Genomic DNA, 24,632 nt, shown 5'->3' with positions numbered 1-24,632 from the left:
AGCTGTCACACTGAGGCATCCATGCAGATCCATAAGACTAAACATTGGACCTGGGATGTTACCTCGCATCAGGATCAGAATCTGGGTAAACGTCATGTGATCAATAATTTTTGTGTTGGCGTGCAAGGTAATGAGCCACGCTGCACCAGTTGTCATACTGGTTATGGCTGGAAAGATGATTCCTTCGATTTTACCTCAGAAGAAAGGGTCGATTGCCTGGTCTGTCACGATCAGACCGGTACCTATAAAAAATTCCCAACGAAAGCAGGCGACGTCATCCTTACGGATACAAAATTCAAAGGGAAACTTCTTAAAGGAATAGACCTGACCTACGTTGCTCAAAATGTGGGCGAAACCAGCCGACAAACCTGTGGAGCCTGTCACTTTTACGGTGGTGGAGGTGATGGGGTTAAGCATGGTGATCTGGATGGATCTCTGCTTAGACCCACCCGCCAATTGGATGTCCATATGGGGATTGATGGAGAGAACTTTTCCTGTTCACAATGTCATTCCACGGATGAACACTCCATCAGTGGCAGTCGTTATGATCCTTTGGCTATCGACCACCATGGTATTGATCTGCCCTCACCGGATCTTTCATCAAGTACTTGCGAATCCTGTCATGGCTTGTCACCTCATGTTAACCTGCCAAAATATAATGATCACGTCGATAAGGTTTCCTGTCAGACCTGTCATATACCATTCATGGCTGTTGAGCGCCCCACCAAGATGTGGTGGGATTGGTCCAAGGCTGGCAAGTTTGATGAGAATGGCAAACCCCTTAAGCTTAAGGATGAGCGTGGATTTGTAACCTACATGACAGCCAAGGGCGAATTTGTCTGGGAACAAAATATTCAACCGGAATACAAGTGGTTCAATGGCAATAACAAATTTGTATTACCGGATGATCCAATTGATGATAGTGGAGTAGTTGTGATCAATCCTTTTGAAGGATCCTATGATGATGCTGAAGCCCGAATCTGGCCGGTGAAAGTTCATCGTGGAAAACAGATCTATGATAGTAAAAATAAGACTTTCGTGGTACCAAAACTTTTTGGCAAGAAAGGATCCGGTGCTTATTGGAAAGATTTCGACTGGGATAAGGCAATCAGAACCAATGCTGAGGAATTCAACTTTGAATACTCCGGTGAATATGGTTTTGTGGAAACTGAAATGAATTGGGCACTCAACCACATGGTGCAGCCCAAAGAAAAGGCTCTTACCTGTAATGACTGTCATAGTCGCGAGGGAAGACTGGCCGGTCTGGCCGGGTTCTATATGCCTGGTCGGGACAGTTGGAGTTGGTTGGAGATCCTGGGTAAACTTATGATCATTGGATCACTCCTGGGTGTTTTGGTTCATGGATCTTTACGCTTTGTCGCGAGCCGCAGGAGGACTTCATAATGAAACAGGTCATGTTATACAGTATGTTCAACCGTTTCTGGCACTGGATGCAGGCTATTCTTATTATTGTGCTTGCTGTAACGGGAATGGAAGTGCATGGCAATTTCAACATTGTTGGATTTGAGAATGCTGTTGCTATTCACAACTTTTCGGCCTGGTCACTGATCATTTTGATTGCCTTTGCTGTTTTCTGGCATATTACCACCGGTCAATGGCGTCAATATATTCCCACCAGTAAACTGCTTTCGGAGATGTTGGAGTATTACCTCATTGGGATTTTCAGAAATGCGCCCCATCCAACCAAGAAGTCGGAGCTTTCAAAACTGAATCCCCTGCAGCGGTTGACCTATTTGTTCATCAAGATCCTGGCTTTACCAGTGCAGATAGTGACGGGGGCCTTATACTATTATTACAATAATCTGGCTGATGCGGGCAGTGCCTTTGCCAATTTGGAGTGGATAGCTGTGGTTCATACCATATCTTCTTATTCATTGATCATGTTCATCATTATTCATGTGTACCTGACCAGTACTGGCCATACTTTGACCTCGAATCTCAAGGCTATGATCACCGGATGGGAAGAGGTCGACGAATAAAGCGCCATTCACAGTTCTAAGTAATACAATAGCGGGGCATGGATTCATGTCCCGCTATCATTTTGGAGAAGTTGTTTCCAAATGTGGGAATTGAACCGCTGTCATAAAATATCTCAACCTGTTAAGCGGTGATTTAACCACCGCCTGGATAATGTTTGGCACACAAAACAATTAAATAGTCTCACCCCTGTTCCCTTTTAATTTCAGTCCATGAAAAAGGAGCATATACAGATACCTCTCATATATGCTGCTCTGATCCTGATCTGGGGTAGTACCTGGATTGCCATCAAGGTGAGTGTGGGAGAAGCGCCTTTCATGATGGCTGCCATCCGTTTTTTTCTGGCTGCCGGCCTACTGGTGGTGTATCAACTGATCAGACGAAAATCTATTTTACCGCCTCGTGGTCATACCAAGGTGATCGTTGCTCTCGGTATGGGAAACTTTTTTATTGGATATGGTTTCACCTACTGGGGGATGCAGTATGTAGAGAGCAATATTACCTCAATTCTCTGGGCTACTCTACCCGTTCAGGTTTCAGTATTTGCTCATTTCATGCTCAAAGAAGAGAAGATCAACTTTTCAAATGTTTTTAGTCTGGCGGGTGCCTTGATCGGCTCCTACCTGATCTTTGATGTCCACGGACAGAGTGTAACTCCCCAGGCGGCCTTGGGCATGATAGTCATTCTGGTTTCAATTTTCGGGTCAACCTACTCCAATGTTCTTTACAAACGGGAGGGGAGCCATTTTGATCCAGTCAATACCAACGCAATGGCAATGCTTATTGGAGCATGTTTACTTTTTATCACAGGCTTGATAATTGAACCATGGGAGCAGATCGAATTTACGCTGCTCAAGCTCAGTGCCACCGCCTATCTGGCTCTTTTTGGATCGGCCATCGGGTTCTCAATGTATTTCTGGTTGTTGAAACACGTCACGGTAGTAAAGATGAGCTATACTACCTTCCTTATTCCAATTGTGGCCATCTTTTGGGGCTGGGTCCTATTGGGTGAATCACTGACCCCGATGAGTCTGGCAGGTGCAGCCATCATCCTACTGGCTGTGGCCTTACCGGAGACAGGTTCCTTTAAGCGGTTCCGGAATAAGCAGGTGAGCGGATAATGGTTTTCAAGCAAGCAGTTGTATTTGGTCACGAGTCCAACTATATTCAAAGCCTGAATAAAACGGTGAAAGGTCTTTAAAAAACAGTATCTTATGGCAAAAATTATCGCCATTGTCAATCAAAAAGGAGGCGTGGGGAAAACCACTACTTCAGTCAATCTGGCTGCAGGTCTCGCTGTAACGGAAAAAAAAACACTGCTCATTGATCTGGATCCCCAGGCAAACTCCACTGCCGGTATGGGACACCCCGTTCGAGTCGATGGCCAAAGCATCTATCAAGTTCTACTGGGGCAGACAACTCTGGCTGATATTCTACAGAAAAGTGAATTACCTTTTTTGGATGTTATTCCTTCAAGCCCCTCACTGGTCGGTGCCGAAGTAGAACTGGTCTCAGCTATTGCCCGGGAACGCATTCTTAAAGATGCGGTGGCTGAGGTTGAAGACAATTATGATTTTGTTATCATCGACTGTCCACCTTCTCTAGGTCTATTAACCCTGAATGCGCTCACCGCAGCTCACTCTATCTTGATCCCTATTCAATGCGAGTATTATGCACTGGAAGGATTGGGCCAATTGTTGAACACGGTCAGGCGAGTTCAGAAAACGATCAATAAAGCTTTGGTTATCGAAGGTGTGCTCATGACCATGTATGATGGTCGTCTGAATCTCAGCAAGCAGGTGGTGGAGGAGGTTAAAACATATTTTAAAGAACGGGTGTACAAGACCTACATCAATCGGAATGTGCGCCTGAGTGAGTCTCCCAGCCACGGCAAACCGATCATGCTGTATGATGCCAATTCTGTAGGTGCTGCCAATTATATGAGTCTGGTTGAGGAGGTTTTGGAAAGTGCCTGATACACCAAAACGTCTGGGGCGCGGACTTGATGCAATTTTAGAGTCGCTGGGGAGTTCTGAAAACGAATCCTCGTTACTGGTCACCGCTGCACCTGGACAGATTCGACCCAACCCTTTTCAGCCGCGCAAGGATTTCGACTCTGAAAAAGCAGTCCAGGCTTTTGAAGATCTCAAGGCATCCATCAAAGCCAAGGGGCTTATCCAGCCGATAACTGTGCGAGAGGTGGAAGGCGAATACGAGCTGATCGCTGGTGAACGTCGTTTGCGGGCTTGTCAGGAATTGGGACTGGAGACCATTCCCATTCACATTCTCGAAGTTGAGAGTGATGTTGATATGGTGGAACTGGCACTCATTGAAAACCTCCAGCGTGATAACCTGAATCCCCTGGAAGAAGCTGAGGCTTACCAGATTCTGGCGGAGAAATATAAACTCGCTCATGAGGAGATCGCTACCAATATAGGGAAGAGTCGTGCCGCGATCACCAACACGATGCGCCTACTCAAATTGCCGACTGAAGTGAAGGGTGCCATTAAGAATATGGTGATCTCCGCTGGACATGCCCGGGCTTTGCTGGGTCTTGCATCTGAGAAAGAGATCGTAAATGTCTTCCAAATAGTGCGACGGCAGAATATGAGTGTCCGTGAAACTGAGAATTATGTTAAGAAATTGAAAAAAAAGGCATCTGCTCCCGAGAAAAAACCAGCCAAGACCCAAACAAAATCCGTTTTCATTCGTAAAAGCGAAGAATCACTGATGACAGCTCTGGGTACCAGGGTGCAGATCAAGCAGGGTAAAAAGAAGGGCATCATTGAGGTTGATTATTTTGGAGATGATGACCTGGAACGTTTGATTGAATTGCTTGAATCATTAAGTGAAAATGGTTAGAAACTTATTAATATGAAACCTGGATACCTATAACCTGAATCAGCAAACAGAGCGAGAAACAATCTAATCACTTCGCGTCCTCTGTGTGCTCTGTGGTTAAACAGAAACTTGATAAGGATTTCATGAAACACCAAAAATATACCATCCTCATTCTTCCCGATAATGAAGCCACCGGCAGGACAATCTCTATCACAACTAAAATGGTTAATGTTTTAAAAATATTAGCGATTCTAATTGTGGGAGCTATTGTCTTTTTCTCAGTATTCTATCTACCTAAAGCTCTGAAATTCAAGGAAATACAACGTGAAAATGATTATCTTCTAAGTGAACGCCAGGAGGTGGCCAGCATCCTGAAAAACGCTAAACGGATCGAAGAGATCAATCATTTTATTGAAAGTACTTTGGGTGGTCACTATGATTTTCCAGGTGAGCTGGGTGATAGCAGTGCTCTGCAAATTGATAACTGGGAGTTGTCTCCCTTTGAAACGATGGGGCTGTTGGAAGACCTGCCGACCTATTTACCCATCAAAGGTTTTGTAAACGCCGGTTTTCAGGTCAGGGAAGGCCTGTTCAGTCAGGATCACCTGGGTATTGATCTATCATCTATTGAAGATAGAGTAGTCAAGGCAGCTGGCCGGGGTTATGTAATCTTTTCGGATTGGACCTACCGGTTTGGGAACACCATTATTATTGACCATGGAAATGGCTATTTGACAGTCTATGGACATAATGAACAAAACCTGGTAAGCCAAAGACAGGTAGTGGATCGGGCTGAGCCTATCGCCGTTATGGGTAATACGGGAATCTCTGAAGGGGCTCATCTTCATTTTGAGATATGGCATAATGGAGTTCCCCTGGATCCTGCAACATTTATTACTGAATTAAGAGAAGATTCTCCAACTGGAGAGGAGCAAACAATCGATGGCTAATCGAATTCATCGTATAGAAACAATTATTGGACGCGGAACACATGTTTCCGGTGACATGAATATAAACGGTAGTGCGCACATCAATGGTACAGTTGCCGGAAGTATCATAGCCAGTGGCTTTGTAACCGTTTCTGAATCAGGCGTTGTGAAGGGTGGTATCAAGGGCGAATACGCCATTATTGGTGGTATCGTTGGTGGCAATGTCGAGGTTGCTGGAAAAGTAGCGTTAGGCAAAGCTGGTCGTCTCAAAGGAGACGTTATTGCCACCCGACTCATCATCGAAGATGGTGCTGTATTTCAGGGACGCAGTTCCATGGTACCTGAAAAATCTGATGAAGAGATCGGTTTTGATGTTCTCGATGAGGAGGATTAGGTATTTTTGTTTTATGTATAAATGTCCCGGACGGTAAGTCGTGGGCTTCCGAGTTGTAATTGATGGTCTCAGCAGCCCACTATTTCAATCGTGGGTATAATCACCCAAGATGAAATTAAATTAATATGAGCATCCTAACTCCTAACCCCCAACACCTGACATTTCACCAAGGGAGCAATTAGTGAGTTCCATCGGGGGCGGTAAGTATATGGCCGCAGCTTCTTCCATGACCGGGAGTGTACTGGGTTTAGGTGCCATTGGCTATTACCTGGATCATAAATTCGAATGGCCCCAATACGGAGTTTTGATAGGTGCATTGCTTGGGGTTGCCATCGGAATGTACGAACTGTATAAAAGTATCTACATGAAGGATAAAGATAAATGAGGCCGTGGCAGGTTTTGGGACTGGCAGCATTGGTGCTGAATGGGGTGGTGTTGGCGGCATTTGCATTCGTGGGCAAGATTCACCTTGTAAATTCTGTACTTGCCGGAGCATTGTTGCCGGTATTGATCAGTGGTTCACTCCTGTTTTGGGCTGATTACAACAAAATCCATGATGCCCAACAGCTTCAAAAGATCAATATAATCGGCTTCTTAATGAAGGTGATTCTGCTCGGTATCTGGGCTGTAATTCTAATTAATGCAGGTACTTTGGATAAGATGACATTTATTGTAACATTACTCATAAACTTTCTTGCGTGGCATGGGGTCGAAGCTTATTATTGGCCGCTTTTTATGGCAGGCAATAGACACGCAAAAGGGGAGAAATCTTAATGGCTGCACAAGGCCACGAAACCAGCACAAATATTGGGGATCAGATCATAGCACACGTTGCAAATAGTGATGTGATGATCCACTTTGATCTCTTCGGTGTTGATCTCTCCATTACCAAACATGTAATCATGTTGTGGATTGCTGCAGGTGTATTGGTTACAACCGCACTGTACGCCTCTCGCAAATATCGCAGTGAGGAAAGACCGATTCCCACAGGTTTTACCAACGCTTTCGAATTTGTGGTAGACTTTGTGCGAACGGGTATTCTTATTCCAACAGTAGGGAAAGATCATGTTTTGAAATGGGGACCGCTGGTGATGTCCTTTTTCTTTTTGATACTGACCATGAATTTCCTCGGTCTCATGCCCATGTTCAACTACATCAATCATGGTCATGGCGGCACAACCGCAACGGGTAATTTCAATATGACCGCTGCATTGGCCATTATCACTTTCTTCGCCATCATAATTGCTGGGGTTTTAGAGCATGGTTTTTTCAAGCATTGGAAGAATATGGTTCCTGGGAATGTACCCAAGGCAGTTCTGATCATTTTGATTCCCATTGAAGTGATGAGTATGTTCGTGCGTCCCTTTGCCTTGACCATGCGTTTGGCTGCCAATATGACAGCTGGGCACGTTGCCATGCTAGCCATTTTTGCCCCCATATTTATTCTACACAATGCCTACGTTGGTGTGGCTTCGGTGGCCATGAATGTGGGTATCACATTTTTAGAGATAATCGTGAGTATCGTTCAGGCCTATGTATTTACCCTGCTATCATCAGTGTTTATCGGCCAGTCCATTCACCCCAATCATTAGATTTTGATTTTTACTATACAAACATATAAACCTTCTGTTGCTCAAGACCAGATCATGCTTACTCAGTTCAAGGGATTAAGACAGGTAAGTGTTACTGATCTCCAGGCAGTGGAAACCCTCAACATTACAAAGGAGTTTTAAAATGGAATTTGCTTATCTAGGTGCCGCAATTGGTGCAGGTATGATCGTTATTGGTGCAGGTCTGGGAATTGGAAAATTGGCTGCTGCCGCTGCTGCCGGTATCGCCCGTCAGCCTGAAGCTGCCGACAAGATCACTGGTGCTGTAAACCTGCCTCTTTTCCTGCTTGAAGGTGTTGCCATCATCGGTGAGGTTGTTGCACTCCTCATCGCTCTGAAATAAAAGGCCTGAAAACACTCCTTCGGAGGAATTATGGAAAACCTGCTACGGTTTGACACTGGCTTAATGATCTGGACCTGGATCACCTTCATTGTTGTGTTGGTGATTCTGGGGACTAAAGCCTGGAAACCGATGATCAAAGCCCTGGAAGATCGCGAAAATTTTATTCGTGATTCTCTGGCTGAAGCTGAAACGGCTCGTCAAGAAGCTGATAAAGTCGCTTCTGAATACGAAGCCATGGTTACAAGAGCTCGGCAGGAAGCCCAGGAGATTGTAGCTGCTGGCAAGGAAACCGCTGAACGGATGAAAGCTGAGATCCTTAATGAGGCTCAGGACAAATCTGCCGGGATCTTGAAACAAGCCGAAGCTCAGATTGCTGGGGAACGCGATAAAGCCATTTCAGAGATTCGGACACAGATCGTGGATATTTCAATGGCCGCTGCCGAAAAGATCATCGTCAAATCCCTATCACGGGAAGATAATGAGCGCCTCATTGAGGATGCTCTCAAGGATTACGGACAAAATTAATGCGCACTTCTGTAAAAAGTCGCCAGTACGCCAACCTGTTGCTTAAGATCGCTGAACAAAAGGCCGCGCTGGAGCCGGTTTACCGCTCCATGCAGACTTTTTATACCAGTTATCGGCGTGAACCCGCTCTCAAAGCTTTCATGGCATCAACAAAAGTTAATTCAACTGAAAAGATCGAATTACTTGGGAAAGTTTATCCTGAACTACACCCCATTAACCAGGCTTTCCTGGCCCATTTGGGTGAAGAGCGGGATATGAAATTGTTGGGTATGATCATCAAGAGCCTGGAAACTGCCTTTTATCAACGCAGTGGCCAGGTCAAAGTGCATGCCGTTAGTACAGGTGAACTATCTGCCGCAACGGTGGAGCGGATTCATCATATTGTCCAATCAGTCACATCCTGGAAAGCCGATTTTACTGCAGAAGTAAAGGCGGATATCCTGGGTGGTTTAACATTACGAGTTGGTAATACCATTCTGGATGCATCGTTGTCCAGCAAACTCGCTCGGATCAGACAATCGCTGATCCAGTCCTAAAGGAATACAGGAATATGACAGATATTCGAACAGACGAAATCACAAAATTGCTCCAGGAAGAACTGGGGAAACTGGATCTCTCCATTGATGTTGCCGAAATCGGCGAAGTCATCATGGTTGGTGACGGTATTGCCCGGGTAAGTGGACTGGAAAATGTTATGGCCTCCGAGCTGATCGAGCTGCCCAACGGTGTTGTGGGTATGGCCATGAACCTGGAAGAAGACGAGGTCGGACTGGTACTCTTTGGAAATACCAGCCTGGTTAAAGAAGGGGATCAAGCCAAACGTACTGGCAAGGTCGTTTCCGTTGGTGTAGGAGATGCCATCGTTGGTCGGGTGGTCAGCCCGATTGGTACACCCATGGATGGCAAGGGTGAGATCAAAGCTGAGCAAACCATGCCTGTGGAGCGTAAAGCACTGGGTGTGTTAGCACGTAGCCCTGTGAACCAGCCCCTGCAGACCGGTATCAAAGCGATCGATAGTATGATTCCTATTGGCCGTGGTCAACGTGAATTGATCATTGGTGACCGTCAGACTGGGAAAACAGCTGTTGCTCTGGATACTATTGTTAACCAGAAATCAACCCATGATCCCAATTCTCCTGATGAACCCGTTTTTTGCATTTATGTAGCTATCGGACAGAAGGCTTCAACTGTTGCCCGCGTGGTGGCCGAGTTGGAAGCCCAGGGTGCCATGGAATACACGACTATTGTGGCCGCCAATGCCTCTGATCCTGCTCCTTTACAGTTTCTCGCACCTTACACCGGTGCAACAATTGGTGAGTATTTTAGAGACAAGGGTCAGCATGCCCTGATCATTTTTGATGATCTTTCCAAGCATGCTGTGGCTTATCGTCAGATGTCCCTCCTGCTGAGAAGACCTCCTGGTCGCGAAGCCTATCCTGGCGACGTTTTCTATCTCCATAGTCGTCTTTTGGAACGCTCATCCAAACTGAGTAGTGATCTGGGTGGTGGTTCGTTAACCGCCCTGCCCATCATTGAAACTCAGATGGGTGATGTATCGGCCTATATCCCCACCAATGTAATTTCCATTACTGATGGTCAGATCTTTCTAGAAACTGATCTGTTCAATAGTGGACAGCGTCCGGCCTTGAACGTAGGTATTTCGGTATCTCGTGTGGGAGGTAATGCTCAGGTGGGAGCCATGAAAAAGGTTGCCGGTGGTATGCGTCTGGATTTGGCTCAGTACCGTGAACTGGCTGCTTTTGCTCAATTCGGTTCTGACCTTGATGCTGCTACTCAAAAGCAACTGACGCGTGGTGAGATCCTCTACGAGATATTAAAACAAAATCAGTTCGTGCCCATGTCCACCGAAAAACAAATCTCCATCTTCTATGCTGCTTCACGTGGATATTTAGATAAGATCGCACCATCTGAGATTAGACGTTTCGAAACGGAATTTCTGAATTACATGGATGCTACCCAGTCTGATCTGCTCAAGAAAATTGCCAAAGAAGGTAAACTGAGTGATGAGATCGATGCTGCTCTGGACAAAACCGTTACGGAATTTGTAAAAGGATTTGCCGCATAGGCTTTGTGGAGAAATAAGTTGAACAGAATAGAGGCAGTAATTTTGTACGGTAACAAGGCAAAAAACGTAGGAATAGCCAAGCCTAAATGGTCGAGCTATTTCTTCACAACGCCTTAATACGGGATTGCGATGGCGAATTTAAAAGACATTCGGAAACGAATTGGAACCATTGAAAGTATCAGGCAGGTTACCCGGGCCATGAAGCTGGTGGCAGCGGCAAAATTACGCCGGGCTCAAAGCAACATGGAACAGGCCAGACCCTATGCCGGTCGTATCAATGGCGTTCTGAAACATCTATTACCGGATATTAACCGAAATACACATGACCTGCTCAACCTGCGACCTGCTCAGAAAAAAGCTTTCGTGGTTTTTACTTCTGATCGCGGCCTTTGTGGCAGTTTCAATACGAACATTTTAAAGCAGGCGCGCACTATTATTGATGAAGCTGGTAAAGATCAAGCTCAACTGATCTGTATCGGTCGCAAGGGCTATGAGTTTTTCAGGAAACGTGGTTATAATGTTGTTGAACATTATGCTGATTTTTGGAATGAACTCAACTTCAGCCATGCAGTCACAATGGCTGAAGCCGTTACCTCTCGCTATCTGGCCGGTGAGTATGATGATGTCCGGGTTATCTACAATCAATTTAAGAATGTTGCTCAACAAGAGATCGAGGAATTTCATTACCTACCATTGGTTCTAGATGAGGGCGATGAAGAAATATCCACAGATTATCTGTTTGAGCCTTCCAAGGACGAGGTGGTTACCACCTTGGTTCCTCGTCATTTGAATGTGCAAATGTGGCACTTTTTGCTGGAATCCAATGCCTCTGAGCATGCTGCACGGATGACTTCAATGGAAGCCGCAACTGAAAATGCCGGAGATCTCATTGATAGGCTCCGCCTACAATATAACAAGGCACGACAGGCTGCAATCACAACCGAGATTCTTGAGGTTGTAAGTGGTGCTGAAGCTTTAGTGGAATAAGAGGAAGATTCATACGATGGCAAATCAAGGAAAAGTCGTTCAGATCATGGGTGCCGTAGTTGACGTTATGTTTGAAGACGGTCAGCTACCTGAAGTTTTAAACGCACTGAATATTGAACGTGAAGAGGGATTACTGGTATTGGAAGTTGCACAGCATCTGGGTGAGAATATTGTCCGTACAATCGCTATGGACTCTACTGACGGGTTGACACGTGGTGCCAAAGTAACAGATGTTGGCTCACCGATTACTGTCCCAGTTGGACCGAAAACATTGGGTCGTATGTTTGATGTTATCGGTAATGCTATCGATGGTAAACCAGCCCCAGAAGGTGATAGGTTTCCCATTCACCGTAATCCTCCAAAGCAGGAAGACCTGACCACTTCAAGTGAAATTCTGGAAACAGGTATCAAAGTTGTTGACCTGTTGGAACCCTATTCTAAAGGTGGAAAGACAGGTTTATTCGGTGGCGCCGGTGTTGGTAAAACTGTATTGATCCAGGAACTTATTCGTAATGTTGCCACTGAACATGGTGGATATTCTGTTTTTTCCGGTGTAGGTGAACGTACCCGTGAAGGTAATGATCTCTATCTTGAAATGACCGAATCAGGTGTTATTGATAAAACGGCCATGGTTTTTGGTCAGATGAATGAACCACCAGGGGCGCGTCTCCGTGTGGCTCTCTCAGGATTGACAATGGCCGAATATTTTCGTGATGTTGAAGGCAAAAACGTTTTATTCTTTGTTGATAATATTTTTCGCTTTACCCAAGCGGGCTCTGAAGTATCAGCGCTGTTGGGTCGAATGCCTTCAGCGGTGGGATACCAACCAACCCTTTCAACTGAGATGGGTGATTTGCAGGAACGTATTACTTCCACGAAAAAGGGTTCCGTAACCTCAGTTCAGGCCATCTACGTACCGGCTGATGATTTAACTGATCCGGCTCCGGCAACCACCTTTGCTCACCTTGATGCAACCACAGTGTTGGAGAGAGGAATTGCTGAGTTGGGTATTTACCCGGCTGTGGATCCGCTTTCATCGAGCTCAAGAATTCTAGATCCCCGTGTTGTAGGAGATCGTCATTATAATGTGGCTCAGGAAGTGAAAGTTGTGTTGCAGAAGTACAAAGATCTGCAGGATATCATTGCAATTCTGGGTATGGATGAATTGTCTGATGAGGACAAGGATACTGTAAAACGCGCTCGTCGCATGCAGAAATTCTTCTCACAGCCATTCTTTGTGGCTGAGGCCTTTACCGGAACTGAAGGAAAATACGTTTCGCTGGAAGATTCCATTACTGGATTTGAAGCCATTCTGGCTGGTGATATGGACAAGTATCCAGAGAATGCCTTTATGTATAAAGGTAATATTGACGAAGTTATCGCTGCTGCGAAGGAAATGGGGTAAGACGCTATGGCGGCTCAATTTCAGCTAGAGATCATTACCCCTACTCAGGTCTTTGACGAGGGAGTTGTGGATTATCTCCGTGCTCCTGGAGTAGATGGTGCCTTTGGTGTGATGGCTGGACATACAGCCTCGATTATGGCTTTAGATGTAGGTGAAATAAAAGTTGTCAAGGGCAAGGTAGAGGCTATCTATGCCGCCACTAAAGGATTTGCTGAAATCACTGAATCAGGAGTCCAGCTCCTGGTTGAATCAGCGGAACCCAAAGCAGATATCGATTTGCCGCGGGCTCAGGAAGCCTTTGATCGCGCCAAGGATCTCCTCAGCAGAAAACAGGATGAATCAGTCGATGAAGCCCGTGCTGAAGTTGCTCTTAAAAGAGCCATGAACCGTTTAAGGGTTGGTGGTAAGTAGGTAGTTGTAAGTTTCCCAAGTTTCGTACACTGAGCGGAGTCGAAGTGCTGGGGACGAAGAGTCTTCTGACACACTCGAACTTAAAATTAACCAAATTCAATGCCCCAGTTGGTCTGGGGCTTTTTTTGATTGCATGCAACCACCAAAACCAACTGATTCAAAAAAATATGTGTTGATTGTTCCTGAACCAGGAACGATCTTAAGATAACCCAATTAAAATCGATCATAAAACACTCTTTACCTAAGTAAGAGGAAAAAACCAATTATACAGCAATCAATTATGATGTATTACGATCCAGCCAGACACCATCGCCGTTCAATTCGCTTGAAGGGTTATGACTATTCTCAGCCAGGTCGATATTTTTTGACTGTGAATGTAAAAAATGGACGGCAATTGTTTGGTCACGTAATTAATGGAAAAATGATTTTGAATGATGCCGGGAAAATGGTTGAAACATGGTATTTTGAACTAGAAAATAAATATCCCAATATTGTATTACGCCAACACGTAGTCATGCCGAACCATTTCCATACCATCATCGAAATCATGGATATTCCCCTGTACGGGCATCTCTGCGTGGATGCCCAAACAACAACCAACCCACAATCAAACACCATAAACCACAACACGGATGCCCACGTAGGGACGTCCCCGCGTGGGCGTTCCCAACGGGGGCACCCATACGGCTCCAATAATAAAAAATACCATGCATCTATTTTTGATATGATGGATTGGTTTAAAACAATGACCACCAATGCCTATATCCTGGGTGTGAAAAATAATAATTGGCCCCGATTTGATGGAAAATTGTGGCAACCCCGTTACCATGACCACATAATTCGTAACAACGCTGCCTACCATCGAATAAAGAAATATATAATCGAAAATCCGACAAACTGGAAAAGCATTTAAACCCATCAATATGCAAAATAGGAGTTGATATCCATTGGAGCATAAGTTCAATTTGCCAAGCATGTTTTCAGCCACCAAAAAATCACTCGGACTAAAACCCTGGTATATCACATTATATGTTGTGGTGCTGGTGATTCTGACTGTTTCAAGCTTTATCGAGTACCAATCCCGCTATCGTGATTTGCTACAGTTGATCCAGGATCAAGCCGCTATGACCGCAGCGGTTATTGCTCAAAGTGGGAGCGGACAAGCCTACCTCACTGAAGAAATCAAACAATCTTATATTGATCATGCCATTGACGTACTGAGCATTCTCAACAAAGTGGATGCTGAAAAGGACCTGGGTACTAACCGCCTTGATGAGTTGGTTAATGAAGGCAATATTTTGAAAGTCATCATATTTAATGAGCAGGGACAAGTTGAGCATGCAGTGGTCAAAGATCCAGTTCGAATGAAGGCTAATGCATTAAACGAGGGGGAATGGGCACAGAGACATCTGCAGCCCATCTTTGATGGTGAACAGGATCTGGTGATCGTGGGTGTTGATCAGGAAATACAAGAAGATGTAAGCGGAATCAACAGAGGTCTGGATCAGGAAGCCCGTTTTCTCGTGGCCATTGCCAGGGATCGCGGTGGAGCTCTGGCTTGTCATCTATCCGTGAGTGATGATGATGAGTTCAAGTATTTGACTGCCGTTGAGACCGCATTAGAGGATCTATTGCAAGTCAAGGATCTTCAGTATCTCAAATTGACGATCGATGACCAAGAGCCCTATTATGTATCAAAGCTTGGTTCAGTTGTTGATGAAAGTTGGAGCAGAGAACCTCTTGAGGATATTTTGTATCAGGTCAGTAAGGGTGATACCAGTCTTCTTGAAGTTGTGCGTCCGGTTTTTTTCAATTCAAGCTTCGGGGAAGTCCGCATCGGGTTTAATGCTGATACCCTCCTGAGTCTAAGGGGGCAGATCATCATCCAGATATTGATCCGATCAACTCTCTTGACTATTCTGGCGTTTGTGACTTTAATCTTTTTAATGACGCGTCAGAATGCTGCCCTCCTTAAAAAGGAAAAAAAGCGTATTGAAGCCGAAGTCTTTCAGCTTGAGAAGTTAAATCGACTCAGGGAAAAACAGGTTGCCATGGGGGAACTGGCAGCCGGTGTCGCCCACGAAATTCGCAATCCACTAAATGCGATTGGGATAGTAGCTCAAAGGCTAAAACGGGAATTCGTCCCCCAAACTGATCTTGATGAATATCATACATTGACAGGAACCATGGTCTCGGAGATTGACAGAATTAATAACACACTTCAGGAGTTTTTGGAATACACAGGTCCAATGCCACTCATATTGGTTCGGATCGAGGTAAATAAGATATTGAATCAAGTTATGGAATTGTATCGATCACAGGCTCAGGCGAATCAGGTCGATCTAATCCTGGATGAAACTGATCTGGTGTTGGAGGGGGATGGAGAATTTTTGCAACAAGCGCTCTCTAATATAGTAAAAAATGCTATTGAAGCCTGCCAGGCCGGTGATAGAGTGACCCTGTCGGCACACAAAAATAGATCCACCATAGAGATAACCATCCAGGATACTGGTGTTGGGATCGATCAAGCCGAACAAAGTCGTATCTTTGACCTGTACTATACAACCAAGGATATGGGAACCGGAGTTGGCTTAGCACTGACACACAAGATCATTGCCGATCACTTTGGAGCTATTGAAGTGGAGAGCGATCCAGGCAGAGGCAGCAAATTCATAATTAATTTACCGGTGAAACAATGACAAAAATACTGATCGTCGATGACGAACAACTCCAACGCGATTCATTGGCAGGATTCTTAAAAAAAATCGGTTATGTGGTTGCTACAGCGGATTCTGCTCAAACTGCCTTGGCGCACATGTACTCTAATCAGGTAGATATTGTTCTTTCTGATTATAAGATGCCCTATATGACAGGCGCAGATCTGCTTCAGGAAGTTAAATCCCGGCATCCCGGAGTGATTCTGGTTCTGATCACAGCCTTTGGGACCGTGGATATAGCAGTTAAGGCGATGAAGTCTGGTGCCTGGGATTTTCTTACAAAGCCAGTAGATCTGGATCGCTTGGAAGCGCTTCTTAGAGGTATCGAAGCCCACTTGAAGGAACGGAACACGGTTCAAGAGGACAAGACTCAAGACATTTCAACTGAGGTTAATGATTTTATTGCCAAAGATCCAGCCATGTTGCAGGTTCTTCAACAAGCGAACCGGGTTGCCGGTAGCCAGACAACGTTGTTAATCACGGGAGAAACCGGTGTTGGGAAGGAAGTGCTGGCCGAGTACATCTATAAACACTCCCAAAGAGCCAAGCAAGCTATGGTTGCTCTTAATTGTGCTGCTTTACCCAGCCATCTTATTGAGAGTGAACTTTTCGGACATGAAAAAGGGGCTTTTACTGGAGCCACAGCGGCTCGGATGGGTCGGTTTGAAGAAGCTCATAAGGGAACCCTCTTTCTGGACGAGATAGGGGATCTGCCTCTGGATATGCAGACAAAATTGCTTCGCTTCCTGCAAAGTGGTGAATTTCAAAAGATCGGTCAGAATAAAGTTTTAAAGTCAGATGTGCGTATCCTGGCGGCCACCAATGTTGATCTGCAGCATGCCGTCGAGATCGGTGAGTTCCGAGAGGATCTGTATTATCGATTGAATGTCATCAACCTTCATATTCCACCATTGCGGGAAAGACGGGCCGATATCGAGATCCTGGCTCAATTGTTCCTGAAGCAATTTACTGTTCGTGAAAATCGTTTGGATATTCAATTCTCAGACGAAGCACTCAAGCATCTACGTGCTTATCATTTTCCGGGAAATGTGCGAGAATTGGGTAATATGATTGAGCGAGCCGTCCTGCTATGTTTGGATCAGGAAATAACACCACAGGATTTACCTCTCAAAATAGTGAAACAGGGTCAGGTTACGGGAGGTAACCTCAAAGACTCTGTTGTTAATATGGAGTCCGATCTAATTAGTAAAACACTTGAGGAATCCAACGGTAACCAGAGTGAATGTGCCCGAAGACTGGGAATCAGTGAGCGTGTCCTGCGCTACAAACTCCAGAAATACCAACTTAAATAAGTAACTGATCACATATTTCTCAAGTCGAGAAGTAATGCCAATCTCGACAATTCTGTCGAATTTTACCTGACTTGTCGGGATAATCTCAATAAGTACTCCTTGTAATTGCTTGAGTCAGTATCTGTAAGCCACGTAATAACAGTACCTAATATATGGCAATAAGATTTTACCAGAAAACTGGCACAGCAATTGGACTATGGAGAGCAGCTTTTTTGAGAACATGTTTATTTAAAACAGAAAAGGAGAAATGAAAATGAAAAAGCAACTCTTAACCGCCATGATGATGATAGCTGCTCTAAGTGTATTCGCGATTGCCAGCCCTGTATATGCCCAGGCCGGTGGTGGCCAGTGGGGAAATGGACCTGGAGAATTCATCGATGAAGATGGCGATGGTTTTAATGATCTGGCTCCTGATGCTGATGGTGACGGAATCCCAAACGGTCAGGATGATGACTTTGTTCCGCCACAGGATGGTAGTGGTACCGGTTTTGGTGGCAATGGTGGTAATAGTGGAAATGGACCTGGTGATGGCTCAGGTAACGGTAATGGACCTGGAAATGGTAACGGTCCTGGAAATGGTAACGGTCCTGGTGATGGCTCTGGTGATTGTATTGTCATACCTGAACCCGTTCAGGCTCAAACAAAAGTGCTTCTTGGACGTTAGTTGAAAGACCCAGACAGGGGAGGAGTTCATTCCTCCCCTGTTATCTTTCCAGGAATCCGACAATGAATGAAGAATTGAGAAGATCAGAATTCCCAGCCCGTTTCCAGGCTGGTTTGTATTTATCTAATACCAGCAAAGAATCAATTTTGTTTACAGGAATTATAAACGAAGCATGCTGCTGGTATACTGAGAATGGTTTCGATCTGATCGCTGATACAATTTCAGCTAAAGCTCAACTCTATTTAGTAGTTTAGTAGTTGCATACCGATGAACCCTGGAAAATTCATGATCCGATTCCTTTTAGCAGGTCAGTTTATCACAGGCTCCATATCTTTATTTTCCCAGGAGATCTACTATGACTTGAGCAATAGTACTGGAGCAGCAGACTTCTTGCTGGGCAGTAGATTGGTGGAAAATGCTGCTTATGGTAGTTCAATGTTAACGGTAAGTTCAGTTCTATCTGATAATTCAAGGGCCTATCTTGATATCTCTCACTCTCAGATCTTTCCTTTTACTGAATATTCCTCCAGCCAGGGAGAATTTGGGCTTCAGTTACGTTATCTGGAGATAAAGAATAACCAGCTATTTGCTGGGTTACAGACATTTGTAAATCGTTATCATGAAAATTACAGTTATTACAATAGTTCGGGATATGGACTTTACCTGAAGTGGAAATACTATTTTAAAGCTGGTCACCTGATCACATCAGGATATGATTTAACCCTGAAAAAGTATTCTGAAGTTGCTGAAGCTTCCAACTCAGAACACTCGGTCTATGCAGCTTATAATCAATCATTCAAGACAAAAACCTCTCTTTATTTGAGATCGTCATTTGCGATTCAGGATTTTTGGTCACAAAGCACCGTGACAGGACGAGGGAGACATATCCGGACAGTTGCAGTAAGTGATATCCCCAGCAATAACCTGGTAACCTCAGAGATCAGACTCAGCCAATCGTTAGGACCCAGAATAGGACTGACCCTTTGGTTGGAATCTCAAAGTTTATTGAATGAATCAGCTGATTTACTCAGACTCCAGGATGGTTTGGACAATCCCTTTACGGATCGTTTTCGTTGGGAGGGTCCTTCAGCTGCACTAAGAGTGCTCTATCGATTCAATTCCAATAACAGTCTTAAGATCACTCATTCGTATCTTAAGCGATCCTATCTGGATGTTCCAGTTTATCTCTTTGATTTTCAAACCATGGATTATGACCAAATCAATGAGGAATTGGTGAATCTGGGGTATGATCGTGAAGATGAACGCAATAGCCTTCAATTGAACTGGAGCAAAAATTGGATGTTAACCCGTTTTTCCTGGTTAGCTGATCTCGAACTTGATCTGGGACTTGGATGGACTCAAAATCGATCAAATGACCCACTCTATGACTATCAAAGTCTTAGCTACAATATTGGTATTAATCTAAATAATTAAGGAAAGGGGAATCAAATGAAATTAAAAATATTCCTATTGATCCTACTGACAACATCAATGCTTTTTGCTCAGGGGCGCCGTGGTGGAGGTCGTCAATTAACCTGGGATGAAAGCTTGAATTTGACAACCGAGCAGATGCAACAGATCACAGCATTGCGCGAAACCATGCAGCCGGCTATGATGGGGATCCGTCAAAATACACGGACACTGGAGCTGGAACTCAGACAATTAAATCGGTCCGATGCTCCAGACGCTGCCCGGATCGCTGAGTTAGAGGCTTCCATTGCAGAATTGGAAACGACTATCGATCAAATAATGAATAGTCATCGTGCTCAGATTCGCTCACTCCTGACTGAGGATCAGCAGCTGATCTTTGATCAACGAAACTTTGGATCAGGTGATCGCAAGGGCAATCGACGGGATGGTCGGACCGGAGGCAATCCAGGTGGCCGACGTGGTAATCGGGCTGGCAACGGTCGGTGGTGATTAAAAAAGTAGTGTTTAGATATGTTGTTCCCGGAGACGGGAGCTTCCTCCCTGTATCAATGCCCTGGATTATTCCGGGGCATTTGATTAATCAGGACATTGAGCCCACCGAAATACCCGATGGACTTTGGGTTTTAGACCTTCGACTACCCTCAAGGAACTGCAATCCGATGAATCCAATCAGCACTGATTGCTCCAAAAACGCCAAAGCCACCCTCCACGCCATAGGCAGCACCAATACTACCAGTTCCAATCAGGAAGTTCGAAACATCAGCTACATCGTCATCGGTTGCCAGAAAGTATTTGTAATAATTCTCATCCAGTAATCGCAATCGAATATCCATATCTGAGATAGAATCTACTTCTGGAGACACATCGTTGCACCATGAATCTATTGCTGAATTCCAGGTCGTATCTTCCGGCTGAATGATGCCGGATTGTTCTAAACCACAGATCCAGAATTCGCCGGCATTATTCTTTCTTCCAGTAGTCACGACTGCTGAATAAGCTCCAACATAGTGCCAACTGACCTGAAATAAATTCCGAATAGAGAGTGTATCAGCCAGGTTATTCTCAATGATTTGCGGCCGTGGAGGTGTCTGAACAGAACCAGTCAGGGTCAAACCACCTGGTGTGCTGATATCCAAGGTATAATTTGTTTCAGGCTGGGGGATAAAGCTTTGATCTACATTCAAATAAATGGCCGGGTCACTATATATATCACCATAATACCTGTATTCTACATTTGAATCCTGGGCGGGAGCGCGAATAAATTGATATTCCTGAGCTCCATCATAGATGGTCACTACGGCATCTTTTACAATATATCTGGATTCATACCGGGTCCTGATCCAAGGCGGGTCGTACCAGCTTGTATCATAAAAAGTTTCACCTGTCTCCCAATCCTCCCATTCGTAAGCCTGGTAGTGGACGGTATCTTTACCAACCACTATTTGATCTGGTCCGGCTGTATCCAGAGTTTTATGAACAATGACAAAACTTCTAACTGAATCATCCAAACTGATCAGGCCAAAGACATTAAGTTGCTCTTCATTGTCCGTCTCAATAGATTCCCAACCCCAGCTTCCGCAGGAAACCATGACCGCGAACAATGGAAAAAGGATTGCCATTCTAAGAAAATTCTTCCAAGCTCCGCTTAACAGCTTCGCCTCGGCAGGCGTTGTACTCAAAAAGACCCGCCCGGGTCCTTGCTCTACAAAGCCATTCGTGCCATTCGCGTAATTAGCGGTTACCTTAAAAAAGCTTTTAATCCGTGAAATCAGTGTAATCCGTGGTTGCATTACAACTCTCAGTAAACCCCGCCCAGATTCTAGCCACACAAACCCATTCGCGCCATTCGCGTAATTAGCGGTTACCCCCAATGAATCTCTGTGTTCTCTGTGAACGCTGTGGTTAAAGCTTTTATTAAAATTCAAATTTCACCCCAAAAGTCGGAAAAAAGGGAAACATGGGGATGCCAGCTCTCTGGACTCCCTTATTGACATATTCCCCGGTTCTATAGTCATATTCCCCCCGGTTCTGATAGATATAGCTGAAAATATTCAGATGGTTCGTCACATTGAGAACCTGAAAATACCACTCTCGTGTACCATTAAAGAAAGGTTTGCGTTTTTTGAAACTCACATCCCATCTGAAATAGCCCGGATAACGCTCGCTATGCTTTTCCCCATACAGGAAACTTTGTTGAGCCCACCAATAATTATCAAGTGATCGAGCCTGGTCGTGCCAATTCTCTGATCGTCCGATCACAGCCGTATAAGGATTCCCACTGGAGTAAGTCACTGCTGTGCTGAAATGCAGGGCTTCGGTCAATGCCCAGTCAGCAACTACATTCAGAGTATGGGTCCGGTCATATTTTGGGAAATACCAATCCTGTTCTGCATACTTACGCTGGGTGACCGCATAGGTGTAACCAGCCCAGCCCCGCACTTTTCCAGATAATTTCTTTACCAGGATTTCCAGGCCATCTGCATAGGCATCGGTATCCCAGAACTCATTAAAGGGATCAATGCGCAGATTGCCATCATCATCGATAGCTATCAGATCTGTGGGCTTTAAGGTTAACAGATTATCGAAAGACTTATGGTAAGCTTCGGTCCGGATCAGGATGTCAGAATCAGTCAGGTATTCAGCCCCCAGAATGAAATGATCCGAGCGAGGAGCAAGACGGTTTTCCGGCACTCCAAACCAGATATCCAAAAACCGCAGGTTCTCATCTGGTGGATTAGCAACGGTGAGAAATTGATGATAGCGACCCACTGAAGCTTTCAGTGATAGATTCTCTGAAAGAAAATACTTCAATCCCAGTCTGGGTTCCAGGTAGGTCGTATCATGTAAAGAATAATCGGCTATTCGGAGTCCAGTCTGCAGCGAAAGCAGGGGATTGATCTCCCATTGATCCTGAATATAGAAAGCAGACTCAATCGGTTGTGACTCCATCCACATCAGAGTATCGATATAGACCTCAGGAGCATCATTGTTGTAGGATTCTTCAAGACCAATGATCATTCCCAGGTTGAAATGAACCTGCTTGTTTTGAAAACCACCGGTCACTTTATGGGCATCATTGGGGAGCCAGGTCAGTGAAGTTTCAAAACTGTGGTCGTTGATCCGGTCAAAGAGGTCAAACCCATATGATGATTGTGAACTGCTGGTATCAGTATCACTGCGAGAATAGCTTTCATCTTCATAATCAAAATCGACTTCAAAACGGAACCGACTATTTGCGACAAAGGTCTTGGCTATCAACTTTGGATTAACGATCCAACGCCAGGTCAGACTGTTGGTGAAATTTCCCCAGCGCCAATCAAAGACACTCTTTTGACTGCCTTCGTAGTAATAGTTATCTACTGGCTGATACCCTTCATCATACCAGTCATCAGATGAATAACTGTCTTCATATTGCCAGTCCAGGATATCATCACCATAAAAAGAACTCCAGGTTAGTCGATGGTCACTACCAATATCCAGATTCACCTTTCCCTGGAAATCATAAAAATAGTAGGGAATGATCTCATCTGGTGCATTCTCACGCTCCCATTTATCCAGGTTGGGTTTAACTAAATATTTCCAGCCAGCATTGGCAATGATGTCAAAATAGGTGCGTCGCCCGGCGATCATCCAGGAGCCTTTTAACAATTCTGAATCACCGGTTGGCAGAGGACCCTCCACCAGCAATTTGCTGGAAATGAGTGAAATATTTGCACTGCCTGTAATCTCTTCTGTGTTGCCTTCCCGATTAATGATGTTGAGAATGGAACCAAGCCGGCCACCATATTGAGCCGGGAACCCGCCGGCATGGAATTCAGCCTCTTTGATGGCATCCGTATTAAAGGTGGAGAAAATACCACCGAGGTGCATGGGATTATAAACAGTGATGCCATCCAGCATGATCAGGTTTTGATCAGGTGTAGATCCACGCACATAAAGTGCTGATGAGAAATCATTCAATGATTGAACACCAGGTAAGAGTTGCAAAGCCCGGAAGACATCTGCTTCTACAAAGGAGGGCGCCACTTCAATAGCGCGTCGATCCAGGGTCACAGTACTTGTTGTTACCAGCTCTTTGAATCGCTCACGTTCAGCACTGATTACAACGGATTGACCCTCAATGATCTCCTGGTTCAGGCGAATATCAAGTCTCAGGTTGATATCCTGTGGAAGTTGAATGGATTGTATATGTTTGGAATAGCCTATTATGGAAACGATGAGCGTATGAGACCCCACCGGCAGGTCGCTGATTACAAAATAACCATCAATATCAGAAACTCCACCGCGGTTCAGGTCGGGCAGGATAATATTGGTGTAGGGCAATGGTTCCCCGGTTTGGTCATCCCGGATGAAGCCATGGATGCTTTGATTTGCCAGAAGAGCTGTCGCCAGTAGCATAAGAAGCAGGAAATTGAGGAGGAGTTTGTTTTTCATAGCGCAAATATGAAAACTAAACATTGATTATCAACCTGTTTGTTCTGGAGTGACAATTTTGTTTGAAACTTGAAACTGGAAACTTGATACTTGAAACTTGAAACTTGAAACTTGAAACTGGAAACTGGAAACTGGAAACTGGAAATTTAGCCTGGTCATCCCAAGTGGTTTGTGGAGGCGAAGCTGACCAGCGAGGATCCAAGTCGAGGGGTAAGGGTTGAGGTACAGAGCGATCCCTTAAATTTTCCAATCTTCAATCTCCCAAATTTTCAACTTTCTGACTTTAGACTTAAAAACTTTGGTAACTCACTGAGAAAAAGGAAAAGCAACTTGCCTTTCGGATACTATCATGCCAGTTTATTGTCCAATAATCATGGAGGAAGAACTTCCGCGGCTAGGCTGCCAAAATAATTTGCAAAAGTAAACCAGAATCGATCAATTTTCAATTTTCAATTTTCAATCCAGAGCGCATATTGTGACGAATTTAAAAACGAGGGGTTATGTCATCCATTGCTGAACGATTAAGGGAATTCAGAGCCGCTGT

26 protein-coding genes are annotated in these 24,632 nt (G+C 44.8%); 24 read left to right on the top strand and 2 right to left on the bottom strand.

Going from position 1 to position 24,632, the window contains the following annotated elements:
* From U9Q77_03515 to U9Q77_03400, 24 genes are all read left to right on the top strand, one after another.
* Positions 1-1,404 (top strand): tetrathionate reductase family octaheme c-type cytochrome (locus U9Q77_03515; GenBank protein ID MEA3286430.1); only part of this gene is annotated, 1,404 nt, incomplete at its 5' end.
* Positions 1,404-2,000 (top strand): cytochrome b/b6 domain-containing protein, encoded by a 597-nt coding sequence (locus tag U9Q77_03510; protein MEA3286429.1) that lies wholly within the window; start codon positions 1,404-1,406, stop codon positions 1,998-2,000. The genes U9Q77_03515 and U9Q77_03510, both read left to right, overlap by 1 nt.
* A gap of 210 nt (positions 2,001-2,210) precedes the next feature.
* Positions 2,211-3,119, top strand: a complete 909-nt coding sequence (locus U9Q77_03505) for an EamA family transporter (GenBank protein MEA3286428.1) — start codon at positions 2,211-2,213, stop codon at positions 3,117-3,119.
* A gap of 93 nt (positions 3,120-3,212) precedes the next feature.
* Positions 3,213-3,974, top strand: coding sequence for an AAA family ATPase (locus U9Q77_03500; GenBank protein MEA3286427.1), 762 nt, complete (start codon positions 3,213-3,215; stop codon positions 3,972-3,974).
* The gene (locus U9Q77_03495; GenBank protein MEA3286426.1) at positions 3,967-4,860 is read left to right on the top strand and encodes a ParB/RepB/Spo0J family partition protein; all 894 of its coding nucleotides are present in this window, start codon (positions 3,967-3,969) and stop codon (positions 4,858-4,860) included. The genes U9Q77_03500 and U9Q77_03495 overlap by 8 nt, the downstream gene beginning before the upstream one ends.
* A 122-nt stretch (positions 4,861-4,982) precedes the next feature.
* Positions 4,983-5,789 carry a M23 family metallopeptidase gene (locus U9Q77_03490; protein MEA3286425.1) on the top strand — a complete coding sequence of 269 codons (807 nt, stop codon included), beginning with the start codon at positions 4,983-4,985 and terminating at the stop codon, positions 5,787-5,789.
* A complete protein-coding gene (locus U9Q77_03485; protein ID MEA3286424.1) occupies positions 5,782-6,162 on the top strand; it encodes a polymer-forming cytoskeletal protein in 381 nt (126 codons plus the stop codon). The genes U9Q77_03490 and U9Q77_03485 overlap by 8 nt, the downstream gene beginning before the upstream one ends.
* A gap of 181 nt (positions 6,163-6,343) precedes the next feature.
* Positions 6,344-6,547 (top strand): AtpZ/AtpI family protein, encoded by a 204-nt coding sequence (locus tag U9Q77_03480; protein MEA3286423.1) that lies wholly within the window; start codon positions 6,344-6,346, stop codon positions 6,545-6,547.
* 14 nt (positions 6,548-6,561) lie between these two features.
* Positions 6,562-6,936, top strand: a complete 375-nt coding sequence (locus U9Q77_03475; protein MEA3286422.1) for a hypothetical protein — start codon at positions 6,562-6,564, stop codon at positions 6,934-6,936.
* Entirely contained in the window at positions 6,936-7,754 is an 819-nt protein-coding gene (gene atpB / locus U9Q77_03470) for a F0F1 ATP synthase subunit A (protein MEA3286421.1), read from the top strand. Before U9Q77_03475 ends, atpB begins: the two co-directional genes overlap by 1 nt.
* Positions 7,755-7,896: 142 nt before the next feature.
* Entirely contained in the window at positions 7,897-8,115 is a 219-nt protein-coding gene (locus U9Q77_03465) for an ATP synthase F0 subunit C (protein ID MEA3286420.1), read from the top strand.
* Between the two features lie 30 nt (positions 8,116-8,145).
* Positions 8,146-8,640, top strand: coding sequence for a F0F1 ATP synthase subunit B (gene atpF, locus U9Q77_03460; protein ID MEA3286419.1), 495 nt, complete (start codon positions 8,146-8,148; stop codon positions 8,638-8,640).
* The gene (gene atpH, locus U9Q77_03455) at positions 8,640-9,176 is read left to right on the top strand and encodes an ATP synthase F1 subunit delta (protein ID MEA3286418.1); all 537 of its coding nucleotides are present in this window, start codon (positions 8,640-8,642) and stop codon (positions 9,174-9,176) included. The genes atpF and atpH overlap by 1 nt, the downstream gene beginning before the upstream one ends.
* A gap of 14 nt (positions 9,177-9,190) precedes the next feature.
* Positions 9,191-10,726 carry a F0F1 ATP synthase subunit alpha gene (atpA, locus tag U9Q77_03450; protein MEA3286417.1) on the top strand — a complete coding sequence of 512 codons (1,536 nt, stop codon included), beginning with the start codon at positions 9,191-9,193 and terminating at the stop codon, positions 10,724-10,726.
* A 129-nt stretch (positions 10,727-10,855) separates the two neighbouring features.
* Complete coding sequence (gene atpG / locus U9Q77_03445; protein ID MEA3286416.1) at positions 10,856-11,713, top strand: ATP synthase F1 subunit gamma; 858 nt, start codon at positions 10,856-10,858, stop codon at positions 11,711-11,713.
* 16 nt (positions 11,714-11,729) lie between these two features.
* Positions 11,730-13,118: a F0F1 ATP synthase subunit beta gene (gene atpD / locus U9Q77_03440; GenBank protein MEA3286415.1), complete on the top strand. Its 1,389-nt coding sequence runs from the start codon at positions 11,730-11,732 to the stop codon at positions 13,116-13,118.
* 6 nt (positions 13,119-13,124) lie between these two features.
* Entirely contained in the window at positions 13,125-13,529 is a 405-nt protein-coding gene (atpC, locus tag U9Q77_03435; protein ID MEA3286414.1) for an ATP synthase F1 subunit epsilon, read from the top strand.
* Positions 13,530-13,809: 280 nt separating this feature from the next.
* The gene (locus U9Q77_03430; protein MEA3286413.1) at positions 13,810-14,442 is read left to right on the top strand and encodes a transposase; all 633 of its coding nucleotides are present in this window, start codon (positions 13,810-13,812) and stop codon (positions 14,440-14,442) included.
* Between the two features lie 34 nt (positions 14,443-14,476).
* Positions 14,477-16,228: an ATP-binding protein gene (locus tag U9Q77_03425; GenBank protein MEA3286412.1), complete on the top strand. Its 1,752-nt coding sequence runs from the start codon at positions 14,477-14,479 to the stop codon at positions 16,226-16,228.
* Positions 16,225-17,559: a sigma-54 dependent transcriptional regulator gene (locus U9Q77_03420; GenBank protein MEA3286411.1), complete on the top strand. Its 1,335-nt coding sequence runs from the start codon at positions 16,225-16,227 to the stop codon at positions 17,557-17,559. Before U9Q77_03425 ends, U9Q77_03420 begins: the two co-directional genes overlap by 4 nt.
* Before the next feature lie 253 nt (positions 17,560-17,812).
* The gene (locus U9Q77_03415) at positions 17,813-18,223 is read left to right on the top strand and encodes a hypothetical protein (protein ID MEA3286410.1); all 411 of its coding nucleotides are present in this window, start codon (positions 17,813-17,815) and stop codon (positions 18,221-18,223) included.
* Between the two features lie 62 nt (positions 18,224-18,285).
* Entirely contained in the window at positions 18,286-18,477 is a 192-nt protein-coding gene (locus tag U9Q77_03410; protein MEA3286409.1) for a hypothetical protein, read from the top strand.
* A gap of 31 nt (positions 18,478-18,508) precedes the next feature.
* Positions 18,509-19,657, top strand: a complete 1,149-nt coding sequence (locus tag U9Q77_03405) for a hypothetical protein (GenBank protein MEA3286408.1) — start codon at positions 18,509-18,511, stop codon at positions 19,655-19,657.
* A 15-nt stretch (positions 19,658-19,672) separates the two neighbouring features.
* The gene (locus U9Q77_03400) at positions 19,673-20,143 is read left to right on the top strand and encodes a Spy/CpxP family protein refolding chaperone (protein ID MEA3286407.1); all 471 of its coding nucleotides are present in this window, start codon (positions 19,673-19,675) and stop codon (positions 20,141-20,143) included.
* A gap of 152 nt (positions 20,144-20,295) precedes the next feature.
* Here the strand turns inward: U9Q77_03400 and U9Q77_03395 are convergent, their stop codons facing one another.
* Both U9Q77_03395 and U9Q77_03390 read right to left on the bottom strand, forming a co-directional pair.
* A complete protein-coding gene (locus tag U9Q77_03395; protein MEA3286406.1) occupies positions 20,296-21,444 on the bottom strand; it encodes a DUF4249 family protein in 1,149 nt (382 codons plus the stop codon).
* 124 nt (positions 21,445-21,568) lie between these two features.
* The gene (locus U9Q77_03390) at positions 21,569-24,088 is read right to left on the bottom strand and encodes a TonB-dependent receptor (protein MEA3286405.1); all 2,520 of its coding nucleotides are present in this window, start codon (positions 24,086-24,088) and stop codon (positions 21,569-21,571) included.
* Between the last annotated feature and the right edge of the window lie 544 nt (positions 24,089-24,632).

Source organism: Candidatus Neomarinimicrobiota bacterium, from assembly GCA_034716895.1.
GTDB lineage: Bacteria > Fidelibacterota > UBA8477 > UBA8477 > JABMPR01 > JABMPR01.
Note: the sequence above shows the minus strand (reverse complement) of the source record. Positions and strands in the feature narration are given on the sequence as shown.

What these genes read in the sequence shown, in the direction of transcription:
- U9Q77_03510 (MEA3286429.1), top strand. Translation starts at nt 1,404, where the DNA reads ATGAAACAGGTCATGTTATACAGTATGTTCAACCGTTTCTGGCACTGG.
- U9Q77_03395 (MEA3286406.1), bottom strand. Translation starts at nt 21,444, where the DNA reads ATGCAACCACGGATTACACTGATTTCACGGATTAAAAGCTTTTTTAAG.
- atpB (MEA3286421.1), top strand. Translation starts at nt 6,936, where the DNA reads ATGGCTGCACAAGGCCACGAAACCAGCACAAATATTGGGGATCAGATC.
- U9Q77_03390 (MEA3286405.1), bottom strand. Translation starts at nt 24,088, where the DNA reads ATGAAAAACAAACTCCTCCTCAATTTCCTGCTTCTTATGCTACTGGCG.
- atpA (MEA3286417.1), top strand. Translation starts at nt 9,191, where the DNA reads ATGACAGATATTCGAACAGACGAAATCACAAAATTGCTCCAGGAAGAA.
- U9Q77_03420 (MEA3286411.1), top strand. Translation starts at nt 16,225, where the DNA reads ATGACAAAAATACTGATCGTCGATGACGAACAACTCCAACGCGATTCA.
- atpD (MEA3286415.1), top strand. Translation starts at nt 11,730, where the DNA reads ATGGCAAATCAAGGAAAAGTCGTTCAGATCATGGGTGCCGTAGTTGAC.
- U9Q77_03405 (MEA3286408.1), top strand. Translation starts at nt 18,509, where the DNA reads ATGATCCGATTCCTTTTAGCAGGTCAGTTTATCACAGGCTCCATATCT.
- U9Q77_03485 (MEA3286424.1), top strand. Translation starts at nt 5,782, where the DNA reads ATGGCTAATCGAATTCATCGTATAGAAACAATTATTGGACGCGGAACA.
- atpC (MEA3286414.1), top strand. Translation starts at nt 13,125, where the DNA reads ATGGCGGCTCAATTTCAGCTAGAGATCATTACCCCTACTCAGGTCTTT.
- U9Q77_03500 (MEA3286427.1), top strand. Translation starts at nt 3,213, where the DNA reads ATGGCAAAAATTATCGCCATTGTCAATCAAAAAGGAGGCGTGGGGAAA.
- U9Q77_03430 (MEA3286413.1), top strand. Translation starts at nt 13,810, where the DNA reads ATGATGTATTACGATCCAGCCAGACACCATCGCCGTTCAATTCGCTTG.
- atpH (MEA3286418.1), top strand. Translation starts at nt 8,640, where the DNA reads ATGCGCACTTCTGTAAAAAGTCGCCAGTACGCCAACCTGTTGCTTAAG.
- atpF (MEA3286419.1), top strand. Translation starts at nt 8,146, where the DNA reads ATGGAAAACCTGCTACGGTTTGACACTGGCTTAATGATCTGGACCTGG.
- U9Q77_03400 (MEA3286407.1), top strand. Translation starts at nt 19,673, where the DNA reads ATGAAATTAAAAATATTCCTATTGATCCTACTGACAACATCAATGCTT.
- U9Q77_03465 (MEA3286420.1), top strand. Translation starts at nt 7,897, where the DNA reads ATGGAATTTGCTTATCTAGGTGCCGCAATTGGTGCAGGTATGATCGTT.
- U9Q77_03505 (MEA3286428.1), top strand. Translation starts at nt 2,211, where the DNA reads ATGAAAAAGGAGCATATACAGATACCTCTCATATATGCTGCTCTGATC.
- U9Q77_03415 (MEA3286410.1), top strand. Translation starts at nt 17,813, where the DNA reads ATGAAAAAGCAACTCTTAACCGCCATGATGATGATAGCTGCTCTAAGT.
- U9Q77_03490 (MEA3286425.1), top strand. Translation starts at nt 4,983, where the DNA reads ATGAAACACCAAAAATATACCATCCTCATTCTTCCCGATAATGAAGCC.
- atpG (MEA3286416.1), top strand. Translation starts at nt 10,856, where the DNA reads ATGGCGAATTTAAAAGACATTCGGAAACGAATTGGAACCATTGAAAGT.
- U9Q77_03410 (MEA3286409.1), top strand. Translation starts at nt 18,286, where the DNA reads ATGAATGAAGAATTGAGAAGATCAGAATTCCCAGCCCGTTTCCAGGCT.